Genomic DNA, 22380 nt, shown 5'->3' with positions numbered 1-22380 from the left:
GATAATCTCATTCAGGGATTATCTAACCAAAAATCATATAGGAAACACAATTACAGACTCAATATCTAAAATCAAGACATTTTACCATTACAACAGGGTTACAATACCCTTCATACCGCCGCTGAACAGCAAGTATGTTAACAAAAACGATTTAATCAGCTTTGAAGACCTGCCGACAAAAGACGAACTGAGACTTGCAATGCAGTTTGCAGACGATGACTTGAAGATGTGGATTATGGTTATCATATCATCGGGCGCAAGCAGATGCGAGGCCAAATCCATGACAAACAGAACACTATTTGAAGGAACAAGGGCCTATCACAAAAAGGACAATTTTCATGACGCTTTAAAGTACTTGGCTAGAAACAACAACGTGGTGTGCACCTGCAAGCTAGTCAGGCAAAAGACAGACAAGCCATACTACACTTTCCTCAATCCTGAATGCGTCCAGAGGATTGCTAAAATCAAACTGAGGCATGAGGACTTTGATTTGGATGCTCCGCTTTTGAAATATAACTTAAACCATGTAAATCATAAGTTTAAAAAGCTAAATGATTATCTCGGCTTCGGAGAGGTCGGAGGATATGCACGGCTGCGACCGCATATGTTAAGGAAGTTCAACTCAACGTATCTCACTCAAGGGTCTTTTGAAGGGAATCTCTTGGGCATGGACAGCGTTGATCTGCTTCACGGCCGTGGCAAGAACAAGACAAGACAAGCATATTATAAGGACAATCCGGACTTTCTGAAGTTTGAATACATCAAGGCAATGAGTAACATATCACTCTATCGAAGATACGATTATAAGATTGTAAACGGAAGGGTGAAGGTTATCTCAAAGCCATTATAATATTGGCAGGTAAATATTGCTGTAACTATATAATTTTATAAATAGGAGGCAATATTTACTTTGTTTAATATATAAAGACTTAAATACTTCTTAAAACAGATAATTACTTGTGTAATCATTCAATTGAATGATTTTGGATAATCTCAGTATTTTTGGATTGTCGCAACAATATATTTATTATAAATAAATTCAATATAATAAATTACTTATTGTACTGGGTGATTTTCGTGCATGATAGAATTAAAATAGCCAAGGAGTTTGCAGAAACCATCAAATCAGATGACATTAAATTAATAATGTTATTCGGTTCTGTAGCTCGTGGAGACGACAGCGAAGAGTCAGACATCGATATCTTAATCGTATCTCCAATTGCAGATAAAATCAAACCTGAAATCCACAAAATCGCCATGGATATAATTCTAGAAAAAGATGAAGTTATATCCCCAAGATTAATGACAGAAGACGAATTCCAAAAAGTAGAAGATTATCCATTCTTAACTAACGTACTTAAAGAAGGTGTAGTAATTGGATAATCCAAAAGATGCAATCAATGTTAAAAAGTCAGTTAATCTCAAGTAAAATGTTATATGAAGGCGGACAATATAGGGACTCAGTCACCATGTCCTATTATGCGATGTATTCATCTGCTTTGGCATTACTTCTTAAAAAGAGCATTTCCCCAAAAACCCATGAGGGAACCTTAAGACAACTTGCCAAGGAATACGTCAAAATAGGATTGCTTAGCAAGAAAACCTATGGATACCTTTATGATGCCCGTGAAACTAGAAACAATTCCAGTTACGGTTATTCAAAAACTTTTACAGAAGAAGATGCTGAAGAACTTATTTTACAGGCTGAAAAATTCATTAATGAAGTGGAAACTTTATTATGATTTTTCAATTATTTTTTATTTATTTTGGATAATGATGCCACACTCAAATGAAATAATAAATATGGTCTTATAGATACTATTTTCAATTGAATAAATACAAGAAATGCAAGAAAATTCAATTAATTTTTTAAGTTATTTTCTTTATAATGCTAATTATTGAACTAAAATTAATGTATTTTTTCAAAAAATAGAATTAAATTAAATCCAATAAAAACATTAGTGTGTCTATAATCATAAATAATCTAATTGCAATCTTTTGGTCTGCATTAACAAAACCAACATGTGCAGAAATATTTCTATTAATTTCTTCAGTATCTTCTACTAAATTAACTTCATTATCTAAAGGGTTTAAAACACACCAAAGATATGATTTAAATGATTTAATTAAAAAAAGACCCCATGGAGTATAATCACTAGAATTTTCTTCAATGTAAACATCTAATTTTTTTTCCAATTTATTTCTTAGTTTTCCACCAGTTAATTTTAGTTGAAGTTTATCTCTCATCAATCCTTCAATTTGCAATAATAATGTTAACACACAAATTTCATAGTTACCTTCACAATAATTATCAAATGCTTGTATAATAATGTTTAAACGCTTTTCATTACTAATATTCCATGAATCTATTAAAGTATAAATTAATTCGGGATTAGTATAATATTCAGACAATATTAACTGATTTAAATCATTATTGTTTACACCTCTTTGGGATAACTTCTTGTAATCATCTAATTCTAACCTTGGAATAATCCACCAACTTCTAGTAACCTCCTTTAAAAAATCTTGGGTAAAAATTGAAGTTAACTCAGTATCATCTATTTCTTCAATGAATCCATATAAATTTAACATGAATTCTTCAGGATTTTCATTAACGAAATTTGTAGTATAAAGATCATTTGTATGACTGTTTACTGTTGATTCTTCTTTAATTTCATTCCAATCAGTTTCATAAAATTCTTTGTCAATTTTTTCCAATTGTAATTTAGGAATATCCATACTAACAACTAATTCCAATGGGGTGGGTGTGTTAATAGGTTTTAAGGACTCTGAAATTGTTTGAATAGACTGTTGTGGAATATTTAATTTTCCCGCCATTTCTTTAACTTGTTTATGGACTTTTTCACGATCATTAATATACTTATTATAAACATCTGAAGAACTAGAATTAATAGCATTTAATTTTGATTGTAAATCTAATACGCTATCTCTTGTATCATTCAATTCACTTCCGTTTAATAGCGCATAAGTTGGAGACATTAATTTTATTTGCATTGCCTTAATATTTTCAACATCTTTTAAAAGTTGTTTTCTTGATTTTTCATGTTGTTCCATTTGTTTTTTAATGAAATCTGGATAAACCATTTTTAAACCCTCTAAAATAATTTTATAAATTATTAAAATTACTTATTATAATTAATTATATATTAATTGTAAATATTAACTTTATATGTTCAGGACATAATGAAAATTTTATTATTTATTTGGTTAACGGTAATTTATAATCAATCTAATTTAAACAAAGCAAAATCAAAATACTGCTAACTATTATAAGTTAGTGTGAATTTTTTATTAGATTGTATTGCATTAAATATAATAGCTATAATATATAAATAATATAATATGAAAGATAATAAAAAAGATAATATTAGTTGGACAAGCTTTTGCCAGGCAATGAACTCCATATGTTACTGGCTGATTCAAAATAAAAAGAAATACAAAAAACGTGACTTTTATCAGATACTAACATTGAAAGGCAGTTGCACAGATATAGAAAAGAAAGCCAAAAAATTGGGTAATAATAAACTGGTTGCAATGTATGTGATGGATTTAATCAAAGATAATAAATCTTTGGATTTCCTTCCAAACTATGTAACACTAAAAGACGGAACTCAAATTGACAAGGCAGAATATGTGGACATGGCCATAAGGGTGGAAGCATACATCAGGGCAAACGGAAGACTTCCTGCAATCGTATACAGAAAATCAACATTGCCAGATTACAATGATTCCACAATGAAGCTATTTGTCAAGGCATTCAACTTCAAGGGAAACACCATTGATGAGGCTTTAGCAGTGATAGCTAAAATAAAATTGTACATGAAATACTTTGATTCACAAAAAACAGACAAGAAAACAATCAATGATGCTAAGGCAGGTAAAGGTTCCAACTGTGTGGACTGGGGACAGGTCTATTATCGTATAGCTAAAAGCTTAGGTTATGATGTGCAGTTTGTCCATGTAAAATGCCGAGTTTCAGGAACCGGTCATATCAGATTAAGATTAAAACATAAAAAGCATACTGGAGGAAATTGGATTAACCGTGATCCTGCTGCAGTAGCAGATACGACTTCAGGAAATGTAAGGTCAATCTGGTGTGAGGATGGTTATCTCATAGCATATGATCCATCATGGATTTTCACTGATTTATACAGTAGTTAACGTTAATGTTAACTCTTTTTCTTTTTTTAATATGACTTTGAAGTTTTAGTCATTAAAAAAATTTAAATTGATTAAATTAATTGAATTTATGAAAGTTTTATTTAAGAATATAAAAATAAATATACATAAAAGAAATTAATTGTTGATAAAAATGAGCATTATTAAAGATTTAAAAATAGAAAATGATGATTATACAATTATAAACTCTCTTAATAAAGACTGGTTAATGAACTTGTCTAGGGTTAACATTTTTGTAGGTGCAAACAATACTGGTAAAAGCAGATTTATGAGGTCATTATTCTATGTGGATAAAGATTATGCTTTAAAATTTTTACCTAACGACCCACAGTTTGAAACTTTTTTAAAACAATCTGAAGAGTTTAAAAAATCAATTAATAAAAAGAATGGCTTTTTAGACTCTCAAGACCAAAGACGAGCAAAATCAAACATTCTTAAAAGTTTACATGGCATTGAATTTATTGAAGAAGCAACAAATCCCTGGCCAGATTTAATAAGAATTTATAGTAATAGTGATAATGACTTCAAAAAGCAACCTATGAGCTATGAACATGAATGCAATGAAATCTTTAAAAAATTTTTCAATGAAATTGAAATTGATGATAATTTATTTAGATATAATTTTTATAGAATATATATTCCTTCATTGAGGGGATTAATACCGTTACTTCCTTCAGACTTCAAATCAGAAGACCACACTAATGATTTATATGCCGAAAGAATAAAAAATGATTATTTTCCGGATGAACGAAATATAATAATTGATGTTAATGATTTTTTGAAAAAAGATGATGAAGGTGGATTAAGAGTATTGGGTCTAAAAGACCTTATAGAAAACAGTAAATATTATTCAAAGCATTCAATTATCACAGGTTTACAATTCTATGACTCTGTAAAAAACTATTTATTAGGCGATTTAGAACAAAGAGAAATGATTCGCGAATACGAAAAGTATTTATCTAAAACATTTTTCGATGGAAAAGAAGTTGCATTAATTCCAAAAGTTAAAGATGATGTTTTAACTATTAAAATAGGGGATGAAAAAGAAAGGCCAATATATAATCTTGGAGATGGAATACAATCCATCATTTTAATAACCTTGCCCCTATTTTTATATTTAGATTTATCAAAAAGACAGAATACAAACGTGTTAGTATTTATTGAGGAACCTGAAATTGGTCTTCATCCAAGTTTGCAAAGAACATTAATTGAAACATTATTAGGCCCACGTTTTGAAAATTTTCAATTTTTCTTTACAACACACTCTAATCATTTTTTAGACATGCAATTTGAAAATAGAGACATCTCTATTTATTCATTTGATAAATCCATTAATAGTGAAAAAAGTCCAATTAATGAATTCATTGTTGAAAAAGTTGATTTTAATCATTTTCCAACACTAGAAAAATTAGGTGCTCTTCCTTCTTCTGTATTGGCAAATAATTGTACAATATTAGTTGAAGGGTCATATGATATTGTGCATTATGATTTTTATCTTAAGTTATATCAAGAAAAATTAAAAAATGAAAACCCTGATGTGACAATATTCAAAAAAGGAATTCACTACTCATTTTTAAGGGGTGGAGGTAAAGAAACCTTAAAAACAGTTAAAGAATTCAATTCAATAGAAAAAGAAAGGATTTATACGATATTAGATTTTGATAGTGAAGAAGAATCTGAAAAAAATAAGGCATTATTTAATGATATGAATTACACCAATTATAAAATATTGAATGTTAAAGAAGTTGAAAATTTAATTTCAAAAGGTGTTTTAATAAAAATATTGAATAGTCTTAGGGAAATAAGAAAATTAGGAATCACAGAAGATTTTGATGAAGAAGAATATCAAAAATCGAATTTTTATAAATTTATTAGGGAGAGAATAATCACTGGTGAAATACCTGATAATTTCTTTAATGAGGATACTTTAAAAGAAAGGTTCTGCTATAGGGAACCAGATTTTACAGATAGTTACGATGACCTTTCTGATGCTGCAAAAGAAGTTATTGAAGGGATATATGAATTTATTAAGAATAATAATTAATAAAATTTTTAAAATCAAAGAAAAAATATAACTTGATATGATAATTTTATATAATTGAAATAATAAAATATTATATTAATTATTATATACCGGTTGTAATAGCTATGGCCAATATAAATAATACCTCATCCTACATGGATGAAGACAAAAAGCAAATTATCAAAGAGTCCAATTATACCTATAGAGATGCTCTTGAAGTTTCATCTTATCTCATTGAAGTAGGCAAGTTCGAAAGATTCTACAAGGAAATGCAAATCCATGACTTACAAAAGGAACTTGATGAAATGGGCGATGATGAATAGCTTCAAAAAATATATCTCACGTATATAACTCTTAAATAAAAACTATTTTTCATTTGTGAAAGTAATATTTATTATTACTTTTATATTTTTTTTATAATAAAATTTTATATATAATACATAATAAAAATATGTATTATGTTACCGGAAAAAACCAACATCAGCGCAAGAGTTGAAATTACACTCAAAAAAATAGTAGAAGAATCTAGTTTTACACACAAGGATGCATACGAACTTGGAGCTATGCTAATAGCTATCGGAGATGCACAGGAAACCATAACACTAATACACAACAATCCCAATTATGAAAGGATTATGAAACAAAGGGAATACAAGTTAATTGAAGAGAGAAAACAGGAGCTTGAAAGAGAATTAAGGGATTTATAGGAGAACCATCACTATGAGTCGAGTAAATTCAGATATCCATTATTTTTTAGATCGTCACGAACAGGAAATCATCAACTGCTGCAGGAAGGCAATGAGCAACAAGGAAATCATAAACTTCCTAAAAACAAAATATGACCGTGAAGTTTCACTCACAACATTTAAGGAATTCAAAGCAGGATTGAAACTAACAAAAGGAGATTTCCTGGAAACACTCTTAGACGAAATTCAAGTAATGAAAACTTCAGGGGCAACAGATGAAAGCATCAGAAGATGGCTGGATGAGGAACACAAACTTGAAGTAAGCAGAGCAACATTTTCAAGATTCAAAAAGAAATATCATCTGACAGACAATGACAAAGACCCAAGAGCCAGACAAAAGGAAGCATTGACAAACAGGGCCATAACACAAAAACAGATAACAGACAATAATGTTCATGAGGACAATATTGATTTGGCTATTGATTCTATCCTCCAGCAACAGGTTACCGACATTAAAACAGGTTTGGAAAATTTAGATAAGATAACTAAAAATGCGGTTGGCCTTGAAATAAACTTTGAAAAGCTGGATCAGGAAGTAAGATACAATGCCAATGAAAAAAATCTGGCCAGATATTTAATTGACATTACCGAACTTAAAATCAGATATCTGGAATTGTCCGTTAAAGCATTTGAAGCCAAAAACAGATTATTCAAGGATGAAATGGACAGGCTGTTCAAAAATAGAGTTCTTGAACTGGAAGATAAGAAAATCGAAATCTCACAAAAGGACATCATGAATGAAATAGAAATCCTCGCAAAACAAATTGATGATAACAATGTATGATGAAAAAGGTGAATTCTATCTGGATGCTAGAGATAAAGCTATTCTTCAGAAGTGCGTATATGAGAATCCGTATATTCCATTCTCCCCATTTCCAAAGCAGGCGGAGATGATACTGGTTAGAGAAAAGGAAGTCCTGATTGGTGGTGCTGCAGGCGGTTCCAAATCAACAAGTCTGTTGATGAGGGCATTGTTTTATGTTCAGGATGATGTTAATGAATATCATGCCCTCATCTTGAGACGTACTTTATCTGACTTGAAGCGTAAAGGAGCTTTAATTCATAAAGCAAGTCAGTGGTTAAATCGAAAGGAAGTTCAAAATAATGCAAACATCAAACCGAAGTGGGATGGAACCGAACATTCATGGACATTTCCCAATGGAAATTCACTAACCTTTGGATATTTGAGAAACATCAATGACCTTGATACTTATCAGGGTTCTGAATATCAGTTCATAGGAATTGATGAGCTGACACAGCTTGAAAGATTCAAATACATTTACATGAGGTCCAGAGTTAGGAAAACAAAAGATAACAAACTTCCCACACAGCTGATGTGCTCCAGTAATCCAGGTAAACGTGGAAACAAATGGGTGCGTGAAAGATTCATAGAAAAAATAGATACGGATATTCAGGATAAATCACAAATCAGATTCATCAGTTCCAGCTATCTAGATAATGTTTATCTGGACAGGAAAGATTATGAAGAATACCTGATGGGATTGGATAGAGTAACACGTGAGCAGTTAATGAACGGTAACTGGTATGCTTCAGTTAAAGGTCAGCTATTCGATGAATCAGACTTCCATTTGATTTCTCATGATGAATACATGAAAATACCAATCGTTAAAGTTATCAGATATTGGGATCTTGCAGCTACTGAAGTATTGAATGATGATAAGTTGAAAGGAAGTGATCCGGATTTTACAGCTGGTGTTCTGCTTGCTAAAGATCTCACAGGAAATATTTATATTCTTGATTCATATGAATTTCAATTGGAATCCAGAAACCTGATCAATGAAATATTAAATACTGCCGCACGTGACAAGTCAGATGTACAATACATTGAACTTGACGGAAGCACAGGCAAAAACTTCGGATTACTAATTATAGATGAACTGAACAGAAGAGGATTCGCTACGGGCACCGGTAACTCAAGAGAAAACAAAGTTGACCGTGCAAGAAGAGTTTCAGCTGATATTCAAAAGAAGGGAATTTTCCTTGTTGGAAAGGATTCGACCGGGTTCACCAAAAAATGGGCGATGGAATTTCTGGAAAAAATAACTGCATATCCTAATGAAGCCATTCATGATGACTGTGTAGTGGCGTTCACCGGAGGATATGAAAAAATAGCTAATGAAACCCAAAGCCAAAGAGTTGATGTGGATAAATGGTATTCTACATAAAAATAAATTATAATTGGGATAATAATTTATTTATTCTCTTATTAACAGATTGTAATATGATAAAATATAATTAAACATTAAAAAAATTGAGGATTTGGATTTTATGAATGATATAATATTTAACGACTGTGAATACCGTTATCTTGATGATAACGATGAATTGTCCTGTAAAAACAAAGAAGGTACTGATATTGGTTGCGATAACTGTCAGGAAAATATTCATTTAAACTGTGATAATTTCAATGCAAAAAAAGATTTCTGCTTAAAATTCTTTAGAGATAACATAAGTGAGTTAAAAGAATGTCAAGAAAAAACTGTATTTAATGACACTGACTTAAGCCGTAAATGGTCAAATTAGCTATAAAAATAGCAACAAAGAGTTAATGTGGAAAAGTAGTATTCCACATAACACTTTAAATTATTATTCGTTTTTATTTTCATTATATGCTTTTAATACTTCTTGCCAGGAGTTAGTGTTAACGTTAATGTCAGTTATGTAAACCCAGTCAAGAATATCTTCTAATTCTTCGCCATTGATTCCTAATACTTCAATAGCTTTTTCTAATAGAGTTTCATCCGGAATTAAACTTGGTTTAAAATCATTCCAGAGGAATCTCCAGGCTTTATCTCTTTCTTCATTTTCTGCATTTTTCCTACTTTCTTCAGCATCGTAGTTTTGATTAATTAAAAACAATTCTACTTGCAATCTACCAATCTTATCTGTGATTTCATTAACGTTTCCTATAGGGAATATTCCATCTGCATAACCGAAGTAATGCTTTAGACATTCTTCAACAAATCCAGATAGATTAGGTATATGTTTTTTTGCTTTTTCTAAAACTTCTTCTTCAATACTAATCTTTAAACTTTTCTTACTCATACTTTCAGCTTCCATTGGTAATACTCAATTCTCAAAAAGGTGTCAGGGGTTTTGAAATATTATGACCATATGGGCATTATGACCATATGGCCATGATTTCAAAAGTTACCTTATAGAGATTTTTTCACATTTGAATATGCAATGTCAAAAATACCCTCACGATTAATACCTTTCTCATGACATAACATGCCACACTCCATTTCCAAATGCTTCAATGATTCAGCAGATAATGGAGTGCCTTCAATAGCTATATTGCTTTTTATCATATTCTCCATATCAGATATAACGCTTAATTCATCTTGTGAATGAATTCCATGTAATGCACCGGCTGTTGCTAATGTTAATCCTAAACCGCTTAATGCTTCTTTATAGATATCAATAGCTTCAATAGCATCTGTTATTGTAGCTTCTTGTCTGTATTCACATTTTGCTCTAGCTATTGTTAATCTCTCCAAAGCTTTCAAATCCCTTGGTGTGATTGGTTTTCCGTCACTTGTTTCCAAAGCGGTTTTTCTTGTATTGACATAAAATTCCCTAAGCAATATTTTTGCATCTTTACTTAAAACGGGAAAGCAATTTGCCTTCATCCATGTGATATATTTCTTAAACAAATCAATATCTAAAATTTCAGATTCATCAAGAATGAAATCCTTATTGAGCAATGCATCTGCAAGTTTGGAATCCTTTTCTTTATCAACTTCATCTGTTAGGACAAATATCAAATCAAAACGTGATAGATTTGATTCGGGTATGTCCAGTTGATCTCGATATAATTTGTAGGGGTCAAACTTGCTGTACTTTGGATTTGCACCTGCAAGTATTGATGTTCTAGCTGACATGACTTGAACGAGTCCTGCTTTTGCTGAGCTAACACTTGATTGTTCCATAGGTTCGTTCAAACTCTTCTGTGCTGACGGTGAAAGCTTGTCATATTCATCTATGCATAATACGCCTGTATCTGCAAGTACTGTTGCACCGGCTTCCATTGTCCATGTTCCTGTTAGTTCATCTTTAACGGTTGATACTGTCAATCCTGCCTGTGATGTATTTGTTCCGGATATTGTAATGTTTTTAGGTGCTCTCTGTTTCATGGATTGTATTAATTGGGATTTTCCTATTCCTGGGTCTCCAATCAATAGTACGTGAATTGTCCACCTGTCCATCATGCTGGATTTGAAGCTATCATTTATTGGTCTGTTGCCTTCAAATAATTGAAGAATCAAACCTTTCTTTATCATATCATAACCGTAAACTTCAGGAGCTAAACTGTGCCATAATAATTCAAAAATATCATCCTGTTTAGATAGATTAATTATTTCTTTTATATCTTCTTCAGATATTCTTGAATCTTCAAAAACATCATCTACAGGAGTGATGTTGTGAATATGTATAATGAATTCATGTCCATCACTTCTGCCTTTGACTTTACGGGGTTCGATTTTGAAAATACCAGTTACATTAACAACATCCCCTACTTTCAGGTTATGAAATGGTGATGCCAGATAATCCAGTACAATAGCTTTGAATTCTCTGGTGCTTCCACCACCTCTTAACTCTAAAGGTTCCTCCAGTTTTAGTAATCTGTAATTCCTGTAAATACTACTGTCTTTATCAAAAAACATGGATTTACTGGTTCCTGCACATTGGTTGTTCTTACAGAATTTTGGAATCACTTCTGCCTGATTGGGGTCGTTAATGTTAACCAGGTTTATTGTTCCGCATTCTCTGCATATGTAACATGCTTGTTTCAAATCAACTCTTACATCCGTTATGTTTTTAATCATGGCTCTGGTGCTTATCCATTTGTTATTGCTTGTGGCATCTAAATCATGGAGATTATCTCTTTCAGGCACATTCATGAATTTCAAGGCAACATTGCCAGTATTGAAAATTTCTTCCATCTGATCAATAAATTCATAAATCTGATGTTTCCAGAAATCTTTTCCAGACTGCTCAATTAGGAACTGATTCAGGCTTTCATAATCAATACTGACTTTACACTGTTTATTTTGAGATTTGAGCTTTTCAATCTCTTCGGAATGATTGTCCTTAATGTATTTTTTCAACAGTGCTTTACCGCTTGCCATTGTGAGTTTACTCCATTCAATATAGCTATTTCACCTGGACATCACGTACAATGAAACTGTAATAGACATAGCTTCCGGTTTTTTCCTTAACCTGAATAGTCATCTCACCTAATCTATTTACAAACTCACGGTATTCAGCAAGGTTAACATTTCTGATGATATTGGATTTACCAACTGAACCTGTATTTTCCAATTCAAGAATACTGGTAATGAAATCAAATAATACACTGCCTTTACGAATGTTTTTGTGAATGTCACCATCGTTTTTGAGGTTAACATTGATTTCAATATACAATTGGTCATCATCCTGGAAGATGTATAATTTGAATCTGTTAACTGTTTTTTCTTCACCGTCATCATCAAAGGTGTATGAAGTTACAGAAGACATTTCTGGCCTGCCGGTTAGGAGTTTACCATCTTCAAAGTCTTTTAATTCTGCTTTTTCATATCCGTCTGGAATTTCTACAATTTCTTCATAATCAAGTTGTGTATCTGTGAATATAGTTTGTTTATCATTAAAACTCATTTTATCATCTCATTTAAAAATGTTAAAGAGGATTTAGCTATTATCCTCTTTTAAAAATTTTGATTGGCTTTGGATTGTTTTTTCAGCTGTCATTTCTTCAGCACTAACTTCTCCAGCACCTATCAGTTCAGCTATTGCACGGTTGGTAGCACGTGTCTTTGCAGTAGACATTATAGTGTGATCGCTCACTTTGTCTTTTCCTTTTTCGGAACGGGAACACAATGCATCAGATTCAACACTACGGCCATTAGGTAATGTTGCTCTAATGCAATAGTAAGCTTCTCTTACTCTTCCCATTTTTGTTCTTTCAATGTCCCGGTCAACAATGTGGGTGTCAACATTGAATGCACGTGATAGCTTTTGCCATGCTGATTTTTTCTTAAAGTGTCTTTTCACTTTAACGTAGTTTCCATTCTCATCTTTTTCTTTTACAATAATTTCCTGATAATCTGTTTCATTTAATAATCCTTTACAGAGTTTTTGATAAGCGTCCCATTGTTCAATAGCTACATCAACATTTGGAACATTATCGGTAGCTATTATTCCGGTTTCTTTAGAAACTTCTGGACTTTCTATAATTTCGGCTTTAACCATTTTATCACCTTTTTATAATCCTACAGTACTTGTTACAATTCCAATCCAACCTATCACTAAAGCAAATAATATGCTGCCAATTAATATTAATCGTGGATTGAGGTTCATCGGTTCAGGTTTAGGATATAATCTAACTGGTTTAGACATTTTTGTTAGCTCCTTTATTTTTCCTAAATCCAACAATATATGCTTCGCCTCTTCTGAATTTTACAAATCCAATATCACCTTCAGCAGCATAGTGCATTAATGACAATAGCTTTGCATGAATTTGGGTAACATATGCTTTTTTACTGCCTTTAACTAATACAGTACCGTTGTCATCAATATGGAGGATTGTTTGTTCTACATCGCATTTGGCAACTTTAATCTCGCCATTGTGAGTTAAAATGCCATGGTAATTATCTTGGAATTGATTAACGGTGGTTGTCATTTGATCATCTCCGTTAATGCAATGTTTTGAAAATGGTGAATAGCTATTCATACTATTCACCTGATTCAATTTTATTAAATAAATCCCACATTCTGTCCCATATGTTTTTTGGAACTATAACGTGAGGTTCTCCGTCAATGTCTTTCATTTCTATCATAATTAAGACTCCTGTTAATGTTTTAAAGTTGTTCATCCGTCTGGCGTTAATCAAGTTTCATTATCTTGATCCTGTATGACTTGAAAAATTCCCTTTCACTTTGAATGTTTTCGTTTTCCTGAATTTCAGCAATACATTCTTCAAGTGCCCTGAAATTATTGAAAATTATTATTTCATTGGGCTTGGGTTTAATTACTTCACACATTATGTTTTATCTCCTGTTTTTTCCCTTCTGGGTGTATATTCAACAATCTAAAACTCAATGTGGGTCAGAAGTCTTTGAAATAAAAATAGTAGGTTGTTAAAAATAGTTTTCAATTATTTACCGGATATTTAGAGTAAAATAAGTCTTTTAATTTAAAATGTATAAATATTTATATATTCCTTAAAATAAACTAAATATTGGGTTAAGTTTTGAAAAGTATTAATTTTTAACATCGTTTGGCGACGTGTCTAATTATTTTTATTTTTCTTACTGACCCATTAGGATTATATTAAAAAATAATATAACTCGTTGTCCACGAAAAATTATTTTTGTATAATCCTTTATCATAATCTTTTTTTCTCATTGCTTTTTTTGATATTTTACCTCCAGATATTGATTTTCAAGCCGTACTAAAAAAAGTTGTACGAGTGTGAAAAATTGTTCTCACTTCGTAAAATTGCTTTCAGTTAGTAATGGCTAATCATAGTTTGTCAAAATGAATATATAAACATTACTATTCTTATTTTAATGAATAATATTCAGTAGAAAGAGTTATTTTATATTAAATTGTACACCCTAAAAAAATAATCATCGGTGTTTTGAAAATTGGTGTTTAGAAAAAAATAAGAAAAAATGTTGAAATGTATAATTTACATTTTCAACTTAATAATTTTTATTTGATATTCATTAAGACTTCCTTTTTAAGCTGTCTGATTTCTTCATCAATACCGTCCATTCGTTTTTTATACTCTGCATTTTCCTTTTCCATCTTAATAAACTCTGGAGATTTGACGGTAATCTTTTCAATCTCCTTGCTCATGGTAAGTGCAGGTAAATGCTGAATATATTCTTCTTTCAGATCATCAGGATTGGCCATAAAGTAAGCAGTATCAGTTTGGTTTTTAGCCTTTCCCTGCAATTCATTTACCTTTTCCATTGGCATGCCGTCATTGTACAATGCGCTTGCATGAAACTTTCTCAGCATGTGGCTGCGGAAACGGTTGTAGTTACCTACTTTACCTAAGTTTAATCTTTCATTTACAAGTGAAAAGCCATGTGTAAAATAATTAGGGTCTACCTTAAAAAGTCGACGGCGATCAAGTAAAGAGTCTATTCTCCACAGCAGGTAATTGTTTATTGCAAGAGTTGCTTCAGGACTGCAGAATGTGGTAAAATGTTTTCCTGTTTTTTGTCTTTTGATGTGAAATGTTGGAACTACGCCTTCACAGTTACCCAAATCCTCAATTATATCAAAGATATTGGTTTCGTTTGTGTATTCACTTACTGCCTCAATATAATCTCCGATTGTCAGGTTTAGTGTTTCCATTCTGGCACAACCGCTCGATGCCATAAATAATATGATAGGTTTAATTGTTGGTGTAGCCACATCTACGGCCTTTCTGATGATTTCCTTATCTGGCAGGTCCTCAAATTGTATGGGTGTAGATGTGTTTGCAGCTTTTTTATTTATTGGAGGCAATTCGAAAAGTTCAATTTCATAATACCTGTAGATTACAAGTATAGGTGTGAACATTGCTTTTACAGTATTCAATGAAAAATTGTCAAGAAGATATTGTCTAAATGTCAACAGTCTTCTTTTTAATTTTCTGCGTTTCCATTTTATACCTGCATCCTCTTCTGCTTCTGCTTCGTCTAGGAGTTCTTTCAAACTCATTCCACAAAATTCAGTATACTTTTTCACAGCGTGTTTGTAGATTCGCTCCGTTCCCTCACTGTGATTTTTCATAATATGTATTTCTTCAATTAACTCGTTGTCCATAATATCACTTTCTATTTTTTTAATATTATAGGATTTTAGCGAGAGCATTTGGTAAGTAATATTTGTTCGTTAACTATAAAACAAACCTAACTAAAAAGTAGTAGATAATTCATTTACTTTTTAATTTTTTTTGTTCGTGTTGTATCGAACAAATTTCACTAAAAGTAGTAGATAATTTGAAGTGTGTTATGCCAACAGCAACATGAAGCTGGTTAAAAAGAACCAAAAGTTGCATAATCCGGATTCACCTTTGCTGATTGGGGAAGTTAAAGATGAAGATGTTGTAAATGAAGTCAATGAACCCAGCTATATTGATTCTCAAACTAGGTTGTTCTAAAGTATTTTTTTCATGGAAAATTGTCGAATAAGTTACATTTTTCAGATGTTTGTATCTTTTAAAAAGTCAATTATATTCATGTGGTGTATTCCATTTTTTGAATAATCCCAATTATCAAGTGTTACCACATATTTAAGGTAGTTATCATTAATTTTTTCCAAACTTCTAAACTCTCGATTTCGGGTAGCTTCATCCAATATACTTTCGGATACTTGGACATATATTGTTTTGTTAGGTTTTTGACATACAAAATCCACTTCAAGTCCATCAATATTTCCAATGGTAATTTTGTAATTTCTTCTAAGAAGTTCTAAAAAAACAATATTTTCTAAAATTTTTCCTCTTGATTTATTAAATCCTGTTTGGATTTCATAAAATCCTGGATCGATACAATAGTACTTCTCATTTGTTGTTAATATTTTTTTAGTTTTGATTTCTTCTCTTTTAGATTTAATTATAATATATGCGTCTTCAATTTGTTTTAGATAATTGCTAATTGTATTTGTTGAAACAGATATCCCTTCATGTTTTAAAAAATTTCGAATGGAGTTAACAGAAAAAATTTCACCGGTATTTACTATTATAAATTTAATCAGTCTTTCTAAAAATACAACATCACGAATGTTGTTTCTTGATATAATGTCCTTCAATACAATTGTTGAGAAAATATCAGTTAAATAATCAATTTTTTCCTCTTCATTGAAATTTAGAGTTCTTGGAAGACCGCCATATTTCATATATTCATTAAATATTTTTATTTCATCATTTGAAGTTATTTGCCCATTTTTCATTTTATGATATTCTAAAATTTCATTAAAAGAAAAAGGAAACATTTCTATTTTAATGTATCTTCCTGAAAGTAGTGTTGCGAGCTCTCCGGATAAAATTTCCGAATTTGAGCCAGTTATATAAATGTCAGCATCTAAATCAATCCTATATGCATTAATGCTTTTTTGCCAGTCTTTAATAAGTTGGATTTCATCAAAGAATAAATAAATTTTGCCTTCAACGTTTTGTGTTTCGTTAAAAATAAAATTGTTCAGGTCTTCATGTGTTTTAATTTTATCGTACTTTGCAGATTCTAACGGGAGATATATTATATTGCTATCATTAATTCCATTTTCTTTAAGTTCATTTATTATTTGCTTTAAAAAATAGGTTTTACCTGATCTTCTAAGGCCTGTGATAACTTTTATCTCTTCTTCATCAATGAATTTACGAATTTTTTTCAAATAAGTCTCACGAATTATCATAACTATATACTAATTTATTATTTATAAATATAAACATTTGCTTTTTTAAATTGTATACTGATAATATTTGTAAAAATTATGATAAATTTTCATTATATAATTTAAAATATTATGTTATGCAAATTCACAAGTAAAATCAGTAAAACCGTTAAATAATAATTTAATCATTGATTTTGAAAAGTGTTTCATATTCATTTAATAATTCTTCTTTTTGTTTTTCAGATAAATTTCCGCTGTTTACTTCATTGAGGCCGTATTCCAGCATATTATAGAGAATTTTGTTTAGATTGAATCCTTTTTGCGTTAGTGAATATTCAGTTTTGATGTCATTTTCAAAAACTTGTTTTGTAATTAAATCATTGTCTTCCATAAATTTGAGTGTGTCTGTCAATACTCTGTTGCTCAATGTTTTTTCTTCTAAAAATTCGCTGAATTGCTTTTTTCCTAAGAATATATCTCTGATGATAAATATCACCCATTTTTTTGATATCAATTTCAATGTATCATCTATGGGGCAATTGTCATCGTAATCTTTAATTTTTTTCATCTTTTTGACCTATTGTGAGTTTTTCCTTACAAAATCTATTTAAAAAGCATTGTATATAACATTTGTTATCTGGTGATTGTATGAATGATAGACATGTAATTGAAGCATTAGGAAAAGCTGAAGTCGTAATAGAAAACGGAAAAATAACCTACATTGGAGAACCGGTAGTTGATTACTGTTCCATATTTGACAATGGTCAGCATAATGGTGATTTGACAAAAGAATTTATCAAATCCAACATTAACAAAAGAATAGATGAATTTGGGATGTGCACCCCACAAAGGTCAATTGATGTTGAAGACACAATGAGCTTTGGAACCAGTGAAACATTAAAAACCAACATAATCAATGGGAATGTTGATTGTGTGGTTGGAGCATGTGAAGGAGTCGGGACATTGCTGATTGATGATGCAGAACTTGTTCAGGGAGTTGGAGGAAGAGTTTCCGCATTGATAAGCACCACTCCAATTGATGAGGTCATGGATAAAGTTGGAAGAGAAAATGTTTTAAATCCTGAAACTGCAGAGTTAAATCCATTAAAAGGTCTTGAAATGGCAATTGAAAGAGGATATAAAAACATTGCAATAACAATTATTCCAACAGAAATGGTTAGGGATTTAAGGCAATATCCAAAACCTGAATATGTCAACATATATATTTTCGTAGCACATACAACCAACGTTTCCAAAAAAGAGGCGGAGATGTTATTTGATTATGCTGATGTGATTTCAGGATGCTCCTCCATAAACATACGGGAAACTGCTGAAGAAAGAAAACCATATTACGCTGGAAAAAAAGTTCCATTGTATGCAGTGACCGAAAATGGAAAAAGATTGCTCAATGAAAGATTGGAATATATTGGATATGGATTATGTGAAAAAAAGTATCCTCAGGATTTCACTCAAAGTCCTAAGCCATTAATCTAATTTTTTAATTTTTTTCATTATCAATTTGAAGTACTTCATTTAGATGTAGTTAATACTGTTACTTCAAATAAATGAAGTATTATTTAAAAATGAAGGATAAATTTTAACTTCAAATGAAATGATAAATTTGCTTGTCAATTGATGGAACCGGGTTGATTCTTTACTTATGAAACAAAATTCATTAAAAATAGTAGTAGATAATTCACCTACTTTTCAAGCATTATTCGTTCGTAATGAATGAAATAAAAATCAAAAAAGTAGTAGATAATTTCTATACTGTTACGCCAACAGCAACATGAAGCTGGTTAAAAAGAACCAAAAGTTGCACAATCCCGATTCGCCTTTGCTGATTGGGGAAGTTAAAGATGATGATGTTGTAAAGGAGGTCAATGAACCTAGTTTCATTGACACACAAACCAGATTATTATAATTTTTTGATTGTAATTTTAAATTTTGTTCTGTCCTCATTTTGTGGGACGGAACAGTGCGAATTCGTCTTTTAGGTTATGAAAAAATATTTTAAGTATTGAAATTAAATATTATTCATTGTTAATTTTGATTTTAACATTCTTAATCGTTAAGTAATATAATGTGAATTATGGAACTTGTTGTGGGATTAGTTCCTCAATAAAATATATATTTTTTAGCTCTATTCTTCAGACCTTCATCAACTACTTTTCAAGAACATGTTTCTATTTCAAAAGGGCTGCCGTTAATGTTAAAGTGGTTCTGGCACAGCTATCGTTAATGTTAATGTTGGTGTTAATTTAATCAATGATGATTTCTTTTGCTTTAATTATCTGATTTGAATTTCACATTAACGCCAATGGTTGTTAATGTTTTTCTTTTCTAAACTCTTGCATATGTATCGATGTGCAGGGGGAAAACAACTTTTGAAATCGCAATCGTTAATGTTAATGTTGTTTTTAAAAAAAGATTTGTGAAATGAGTAAAATGTCCTCATTTCTATTTTTGGTTTTATAATTCGTAGGATTTTGGTGGGTTTCCGGAGAAATCAGCAATAGTTGCTTTACCGGTTACTGTGAATACTTCAAATAATGGGTTGTCTGCAGTTTCATATAATGCTTTAACCAATTCATTGGAGTCAATTACTTTTTGTTTTAAGTTTAGGCTGTCAGTGAATTCTACTTTTCCAGCGATTCTTAACCATGCAAATTCAGGAGTTGCAACAACCATTTCACAGTTAGGGTTTGCATCTAATTCCTTAAACATAGGTTTGTTGTTTGCAGTGCAGAAGTATGGTTTTTCGTCTTCTTCAAAGTAAAATAATATTGGTCTTACTTTTGCATTTCCGTCAAGTCCACTAGTTGCCAAATATATTAAAGAGTTTTCTTCTAAAAATTTTATTACATCGCTCATTTTTTTAAATCTCCTAATAGTTTGTTGTTTATAGTTTATTTTAAGGTATATAAATCGTTTTTGTAACCTGTGAGTTACTTGGTTACCATTTGGTAATTACTTGGATGGCCTTGATTGGATTGAAGTTATCATTAGGGTAGATATTGGCAAGCATCGTGAGTGGATTCACAATAGGGCCATTGAAAAATAGGATTAGAATTTCAATCCTATTTCATATGCTTTTTTAAGAGCTTCTGCTGCTTTATCAGCATCACCAATGTATTTTACACCGCCGACTTCCAATGTATCGACAATTTCCAGTTCGGTGTTGTTTTCAAACGGCTGAGCCTTTACCAGATCAATGTATGGCTTGTAGAAATCATCCCCGGGATATGCATGGGTAAATATTATAGCCACTTTGCCTTCAAAATGTTTATCTGGATTATTGAATATTGAATAGAATCTATCGATTATTGTTTTGAGCTGTGCGGTCATTTGACCAAAATATATTGGTGAGGCCACTATCAGACTTGCGCCTTCAGCTAATTGATTGATGATTTCTGCTCCGTCATCTTCGAATCTACAGTCTTTTCCTTTAGCACAGATTTCACATCCGCTGCATGGGTTAATGTCTAATTTGTCCAGGAAGTATTTTTTAACTTCATGGCCGTTTTCACTGCAGCCCTTAATCATTTCGTCTAAAATGCGATTTGTGTTACCTTTTTTTCTTGGACTACCGTTTAAAGCTAAGATTTTCATGTTTATTATTTAGGTTAAAAGTGCCTATTAATAGTTTACTGATTTGGGATTCGACAAATTTATTAATTGAAGTTTTAAAGAAATTTCCAAAAGATAAACCATTAATGATAATGGGATGGTACAGCATTGTTGAAACAGATATACCTGAAGAGATTAACGAAATAGATTATCTTAAAGAAGTGGACTATAACACATTAGAAGTTAAAGGTGAGATAAAATACTTTGTAGCTATTGTTAGTGATAAATATCATGTGATAGCTAGTGAATTTCCATAAAACATTAACACCCGCCATCACCAATTCAAAACTTATTTTTCGAACCCATTTCATATAGAATAAATTTGCTTTGGCTAAACAATATGCTTGAGTAGTTTTTTTTTTGGAAACTGACACCAGCCGTTGTGAGAAGAAAGGAGTGAGCAATCACTCCGACTTATCAGACAACTAGTAAAATATCCTTGCGACAATTATATTCAAAGTCATCGATTAAAAGATGGATGATGTATCTCAATTTAAGAATCATCCTCCCGAGGGGTTTCCGGAATCTCGCCAAACCAGTTGCTTCTCTTTCCGATGTAATAAAGTAAGATACCGAAAATTAGAGTACTCATGGTTGAAATTATTAAATCAGACATTACTATTGTTGAGGTTGTGGATTGAATTCCGAACATGACCAGTAAGCTGAAGGATAAGTTATTTGCAGTATGGAATGCGGAACTGACTTCCAGACCATTGGCTTTCCATGCTAAAAATCCCATTACTAAACCTGAAATTATTGTCCCAATGTTTCCTATACCATTGTATCCGTGGGTGAATCCAAAGATTATGGCTTGGAGAATCACTGCCAATAATGGTATGTTAAACCATGATCCTAATGTTTGCATAAGAAGTCCACGGTATACGTATTCTTCAGCAATACATTGTATCGGCACTACAATTAGGAGGATTATAAAAAACAGTATTGTAAAATGATAATTTCCCACATTACCCAGTATTGCGTGTTCAATAATTCCAACGACAAGGAATAAAATAAACGGTATTATAAATGCCTTGAGGTAGAGTTGGGTGTTCCATCCTCCACGTGAAGAGGAGTATGAGGAAAACGGTCTGTCCTTAACAATTTTAGTTGCAAGGTACAAAGATGGAATCATGATGGCTATTGCCAAATGAGAATAGATTTCGCCTATCTCGGAGTTCATGACTTCATATCCTCCACGTAGGAGTTGGGCCATAATGTTTTCTCCGTATATTGCAGAGAAAACGGCAATTAATATTAGGTTGAGTATTAAATATATTATTGCACCTATTATGAAAACAAGTATAGGCTTGTACCATCTGTATTTTTCAAAAGTTCTTGGAAATGTTATATATTCTGAAATCTCTTTA

The 22380-nt window shown here is 31.4% G+C and carries 28 protein-coding genes; 14 read left to right on the top strand and 14 right to left on the bottom strand.

The window, feature by feature from the left end; genetic code table 11:
• From QZN45_RS09575 to QZN45_RS09565, 3 genes are all read left to right on the top strand, one after another.
• Window positions 1-850, top strand: an 850-nt coding sequence (locus QZN45_RS09575) for a hypothetical protein (RefSeq protein ID WP_296812644.1), incomplete at its 5' end; no start/stop codon positions are given.
• A 227-nt stretch (window positions 851-1077) separates the two neighbouring features.
• Window positions 1078-1383, top strand: a complete 306-nt coding sequence (locus QZN45_RS09570) for a nucleotidyltransferase domain-containing protein (RefSeq protein WP_296812642.1) — start codon at window positions 1078-1080, stop codon at window positions 1381-1383.
• Between the two features lie 17 nt (window positions 1384-1400).
• Window positions 1401-1742, top strand: coding sequence for a HEPN domain-containing protein (locus QZN45_RS09565; protein ID WP_296812640.1), 342 nt, complete (start codon window positions 1401-1403; stop codon window positions 1740-1742).
• 193 nt (window positions 1743-1935) lie between these two features.
• On the opposite strand, the gene QZN45_RS09560 is transcribed toward QZN45_RS09565, so the two are convergent.
• Window positions 1936-3105: a hypothetical protein gene (locus QZN45_RS09560; protein ID WP_296812638.1), complete on the bottom strand. Its 1170-nt coding sequence runs from the start codon at window positions 3103-3105 to the stop codon at window positions 1936-1938.
• 258 nt (window positions 3106-3363) lie between these two features.
• Between QZN45_RS09560 and QZN45_RS09555 the strand changes: the two genes are divergently transcribed.
• The 7 genes from QZN45_RS09555 to QZN45_RS09525 all read left to right on the top strand — a co-directional run bounded on the left by QZN45_RS09555 (window position 3364) and on the right by QZN45_RS09525 (window position 9513).
• Entirely contained in the window at window positions 3364-4182 is an 819-nt protein-coding gene (locus QZN45_RS09555; RefSeq protein ID WP_296812636.1) for a pseudomurein-binding repeat-containing protein, read from the top strand.
• Between the two features lie 151 nt (window positions 4183-4333).
• Complete coding sequence (locus tag QZN45_RS09550; RefSeq protein WP_296812635.1) at window positions 4334-6244, top strand: ATP-dependent endonuclease; 1911 nt, start codon at window positions 4334-4336, stop codon at window positions 6242-6244.
• A 104-nt stretch (window positions 6245-6348) separates the two neighbouring features.
• Window positions 6349-6546 carry a hypothetical protein gene (locus QZN45_RS09545; protein WP_296812632.1) on the top strand — a complete coding sequence of 66 codons (198 nt, stop codon included), beginning with the start codon at window positions 6349-6351 and terminating at the stop codon, window positions 6544-6546.
• 135 nt (window positions 6547-6681) lie between these two features.
• Complete coding sequence (locus tag QZN45_RS09540) at window positions 6682-6930, top strand: hypothetical protein (RefSeq protein ID WP_296812631.1); 249 nt, start codon at window positions 6682-6684, stop codon at window positions 6928-6930.
• A gap of 13 nt (window positions 6931-6943) precedes the next feature.
• Window positions 6944-7753: a hypothetical protein gene (locus QZN45_RS09535; RefSeq protein WP_296812629.1), complete on the top strand. Its 810-nt coding sequence runs from the start codon at window positions 6944-6946 to the stop codon at window positions 7751-7753.
• Window positions 7746-9155 carry a phage terminase large subunit gene (locus QZN45_RS09530; protein ID WP_296812628.1) on the top strand — a complete coding sequence of 470 codons (1410 nt, stop codon included), beginning with the start codon at window positions 7746-7748 and terminating at the stop codon, window positions 9153-9155. The genes QZN45_RS09535 and QZN45_RS09530 overlap by 8 nt, the downstream gene beginning before the upstream one ends.
• 103 nt (window positions 9156-9258) lie before the next feature.
• Window positions 9259-9513: a hypothetical protein gene (locus tag QZN45_RS09525; RefSeq protein WP_296812626.1), complete on the top strand. Its 255-nt coding sequence runs from the start codon at window positions 9259-9261 to the stop codon at window positions 9511-9513.
• 63 nt (window positions 9514-9576) lie between these two features.
• On the opposite strand, the gene QZN45_RS09520 is transcribed toward QZN45_RS09525, so the two are convergent.
• The 8 genes from QZN45_RS09520 to QZN45_RS09485 form a co-directional block, all read right to left on the bottom strand.
• Window positions 9577-10050 (bottom strand): type II toxin-antitoxin system CcdA family antitoxin, encoded by a 474-nt coding sequence (locus QZN45_RS09520; RefSeq protein WP_296812624.1) that lies wholly within the window; start codon window positions 10048-10050, stop codon window positions 9577-9579.
• Window positions 10051-10145: 95 nt separating this feature from the next.
• The gene (locus tag QZN45_RS09515) at window positions 10146-12122 is read right to left on the bottom strand and encodes a minichromosome maintenance protein MCM (protein ID WP_296812623.1); all 1977 of its coding nucleotides are present in this window, start codon (window positions 12120-12122) and stop codon (window positions 10146-10148) included.
• A gap of 25 nt (window positions 12123-12147) precedes the next feature.
• Complete coding sequence (locus QZN45_RS09510; protein WP_296812621.1) at window positions 12148-12648, bottom strand: hypothetical protein; 501 nt, start codon at window positions 12646-12648, stop codon at window positions 12148-12150.
• Between the two features lie 33 nt (window positions 12649-12681).
• Window positions 12682-13242, bottom strand: coding sequence for a hypothetical protein (locus tag QZN45_RS09505; RefSeq protein WP_296812619.1), 561 nt, complete (start codon window positions 13240-13242; stop codon window positions 12682-12684).
• A 12-nt stretch (window positions 13243-13254) separates the two neighbouring features.
• Window positions 13255-13389 carry a hypothetical protein gene (locus tag QZN45_RS09500; RefSeq protein ID WP_296812617.1) on the bottom strand — a complete coding sequence of 45 codons (135 nt, stop codon included), beginning with the start codon at window positions 13387-13389 and terminating at the stop codon, window positions 13255-13257.
• Window positions 13382-13723 carry a hypothetical protein gene (locus tag QZN45_RS09495; RefSeq protein ID WP_296812616.1) on the bottom strand — a complete coding sequence of 114 codons (342 nt, stop codon included), beginning with the start codon at window positions 13721-13723 and terminating at the stop codon, window positions 13382-13384. The genes QZN45_RS09500 and QZN45_RS09495 overlap by 8 nt, the downstream gene beginning before the upstream one ends.
• 152 nt (window positions 13724-13875) lie before the next feature.
• Window positions 13876-14034: a hypothetical protein gene (locus tag QZN45_RS09490; protein WP_165814064.1), complete on the bottom strand. Its 159-nt coding sequence runs from the start codon at window positions 14032-14034 to the stop codon at window positions 13876-13878.
• A gap of 673 nt (window positions 14035-14707) precedes the next feature.
• Window positions 14708-15814, bottom strand: a complete 1107-nt coding sequence (locus QZN45_RS09485; RefSeq protein ID WP_296812614.1) for a tyrosine-type recombinase/integrase — start codon at window positions 15812-15814, stop codon at window positions 14708-14710.
• Window positions 15815-16016: 202 nt separating this feature from the next.
• On the opposite strand from QZN45_RS09485, the gene QZN45_RS09480 reads away from it, so the two are divergent.
• Complete coding sequence (locus QZN45_RS09480; protein ID WP_296812612.1) at window positions 16017-16151, top strand: hypothetical protein; 135 nt, start codon at window positions 16017-16019, stop codon at window positions 16149-16151.
• Window positions 16152-16192: 41 nt separating this feature from the next.
• On the opposite strand, the gene QZN45_RS09475 is transcribed toward QZN45_RS09480, so the two are convergent.
• Window positions 16193-17404, bottom strand: a complete 1212-nt coding sequence (locus QZN45_RS09475) for an ATP-binding protein (protein WP_296812610.1) — start codon at window positions 17402-17404, stop codon at window positions 16193-16195.
• 160 nt (window positions 17405-17564) lie between these two features.
• On the bottom strand, window positions 17565-17951 hold the full coding sequence (locus QZN45_RS09470) for a helix-turn-helix domain-containing protein (RefSeq protein WP_296812609.1): 387 nt from the start codon (window positions 17949-17951) through the stop codon (window positions 17565-17567).
• An 80-nt stretch (window positions 17952-18031) separates the two neighbouring features.
• On the opposite strand from QZN45_RS09470, the gene QZN45_RS09465 reads away from it, so the two are divergent.
• Complete coding sequence (locus QZN45_RS09465) at window positions 18032-18877, top strand: methanogenesis marker 8 protein (RefSeq protein WP_296812607.1); 846 nt, start codon at window positions 18032-18034, stop codon at window positions 18875-18877.
• Between the two features lie 295 nt (window positions 18878-19172).
• A complete protein-coding gene (locus QZN45_RS09460) occupies window positions 19173-19307 on the top strand; it encodes a hypothetical protein (RefSeq protein WP_296812605.1) in 135 nt (44 codons plus the stop codon).
• A 548-nt stretch (window positions 19308-19855) separates the two neighbouring features.
• On the opposite strand, the gene QZN45_RS09455 is transcribed toward QZN45_RS09460, so the two are convergent.
• Window positions 19856-20257: a pyridoxamine 5'-phosphate oxidase family protein gene (locus QZN45_RS09455; RefSeq protein ID WP_296812603.1), complete on the bottom strand. Its 402-nt coding sequence runs from the start codon at window positions 20255-20257 to the stop codon at window positions 19856-19858.
• 192 nt (window positions 20258-20449) lie between these two features.
• Window positions 20450-20995 (bottom strand): flavodoxin family protein, encoded by a 546-nt coding sequence (locus QZN45_RS09450; RefSeq protein WP_296812602.1) that lies wholly within the window; start codon window positions 20993-20995, stop codon window positions 20450-20452.
• Between the two features lie 104 nt (window positions 20996-21099).
• On the opposite strand from QZN45_RS09450, the gene QZN45_RS09445 reads away from it, so the two are divergent.
• Window positions 21100-21270, top strand: coding sequence for a hypothetical protein (locus QZN45_RS09445; RefSeq protein WP_296812600.1), 171 nt, complete (start codon window positions 21100-21102; stop codon window positions 21268-21270).
• A gap of 236 nt (window positions 21271-21506) precedes the next feature.
• On the opposite strand, the gene QZN45_RS09440 is transcribed toward QZN45_RS09445, so the two are convergent.
• Window positions 21507-22380: CPBP family intramembrane glutamic endopeptidase (locus tag QZN45_RS09440; RefSeq protein ID WP_296812599.1), on the bottom strand; the 874-nt coding region annotated here is incomplete at its 5' end.

Origin of the sequence: uncultured Methanobrevibacter sp. (assembly GCF_900314695.1) — an archaeon.
Classification (GTDB): Archaea; Methanobacteriota; Methanobacteria; order Methanobacteriales; family Methanobacteriaceae; genus Methanocatella.
This window is presented reverse-complemented; position numbering and strand designations above follow the sequence as displayed.

Bases quoted from the DNA above. Each gene is read 5' to 3' on its own strand.
- QZN45_RS09565 (WP_296812640.1), top strand. From the start codon at position 1,401: ATGTTAAAAAGTCAGTTAATCTCAAGTAAAATGTTATATGAAGGCGGA.
- QZN45_RS09560 (WP_296812638.1), bottom strand. From the start codon at position 3,105: ATGGTTTATCCAGATTTCATTAAAAAACAAATGGAACAACATGAAAAA.
- QZN45_RS09555 (WP_296812636.1), top strand. From the start codon at position 3,364: ATGAAAGATAATAAAAAAGATAATATTAGTTGGACAAGCTTTTGCCAG.
- QZN45_RS09550 (WP_296812635.1), top strand. From the start codon at position 4,334: ATGAGCATTATTAAAGATTTAAAAATAGAAAATGATGATTATACAATT.
- QZN45_RS09545 (WP_296812632.1), top strand. From the start codon at position 6,349: ATGGCCAATATAAATAATACCTCATCCTACATGGATGAAGACAAAAAG.
- QZN45_RS09540 (WP_296812631.1), top strand. From the start codon at position 6,682: ATGTTACCGGAAAAAACCAACATCAGCGCAAGAGTTGAAATTACACTC.
- QZN45_RS09535 (WP_296812629.1), top strand. From the start codon at position 6,944: ATGAGTCGAGTAAATTCAGATATCCATTATTTTTTAGATCGTCACGAA.
- QZN45_RS09530 (WP_296812628.1), top strand. From the start codon at position 7,746: ATGTATGATGAAAAAGGTGAATTCTATCTGGATGCTAGAGATAAAGCT.
- QZN45_RS09525 (WP_296812626.1), top strand. From the start codon at position 9,259: ATGAATGATATAATATTTAACGACTGTGAATACCGTTATCTTGATGAT.
- QZN45_RS09520 (WP_296812624.1), bottom strand. From the start codon at position 10,050: ATGGAAGCTGAAAGTATGAGTAAGAAAAGTTTAAAGATTAGTATTGAA.
- QZN45_RS09515 (WP_296812623.1), bottom strand. From the start codon at position 12,122: ATGGCAAGCGGTAAAGCACTGTTGAAAAAATACATTAAGGACAATCAT.
- QZN45_RS09510 (WP_296812621.1), bottom strand. From the start codon at position 12,648: ATGAGTTTTAATGATAAACAAACTATATTCACAGATACACAACTTGAT.
- QZN45_RS09505 (WP_296812619.1), bottom strand. From the start codon at position 13,242: ATGGTTAAAGCCGAAATTATAGAAAGTCCAGAAGTTTCTAAAGAAACC.
- QZN45_RS09500 (WP_296812617.1), bottom strand. From the start codon at position 13,389: ATGTCTAAACCAGTTAGATTATATCCTAAACCTGAACCGATGAACCTC.
- QZN45_RS09495 (WP_296812616.1), bottom strand. From the start codon at position 13,723: ATGAATAGCTATTCACCATTTTCAAAACATTGCATTAACGGAGATGAT.
- QZN45_RS09490 (WP_165814064.1), bottom strand. From the start codon at position 14,034: ATGTGTGAAGTAATTAAACCCAAGCCCAATGAAATAATAATTTTCAAT.
- QZN45_RS09485 (WP_296812614.1), bottom strand. From the start codon at position 15,814: ATGGACAACGAGTTAATTGAAGAAATACATATTATGAAAAATCACAGT.
- QZN45_RS09480 (WP_296812612.1), top strand. From the start codon at position 16,017: ATGAAGCTGGTTAAAAAGAACCAAAAGTTGCATAATCCGGATTCACCT.
- QZN45_RS09475 (WP_296812610.1), bottom strand. From the start codon at position 17,404: ATGATAATTCGTGAGACTTATTTGAAAAAAATTCGTAAATTCATTGAT.
- QZN45_RS09470 (WP_296812609.1), bottom strand. From the start codon at position 17,951: ATGAAAAAAATTAAAGATTACGATGACAATTGCCCCATAGATGATACA.
- QZN45_RS09465 (WP_296812607.1), top strand. From the start codon at position 18,032: ATGAATGATAGACATGTAATTGAAGCATTAGGAAAAGCTGAAGTCGTA.
- QZN45_RS09460 (WP_296812605.1), top strand. From the start codon at position 19,173: ATGAAGCTGGTTAAAAAGAACCAAAAGTTGCACAATCCCGATTCGCCT.
- QZN45_RS09455 (WP_296812603.1), bottom strand. From the start codon at position 20,257: ATGAGCGATGTAATAAAATTTTTAGAAGAAAACTCTTTAATATATTTG.
- QZN45_RS09450 (WP_296812602.1), bottom strand. From the start codon at position 20,995: ATGAAAATCTTAGCTTTAAACGGTAGTCCAAGAAAAAAAGGTAACACA.
- QZN45_RS09445 (WP_296812600.1), top strand. From the start codon at position 21,100: ATGATAATGGGATGGTACAGCATTGTTGAAACAGATATACCTGAAGAG.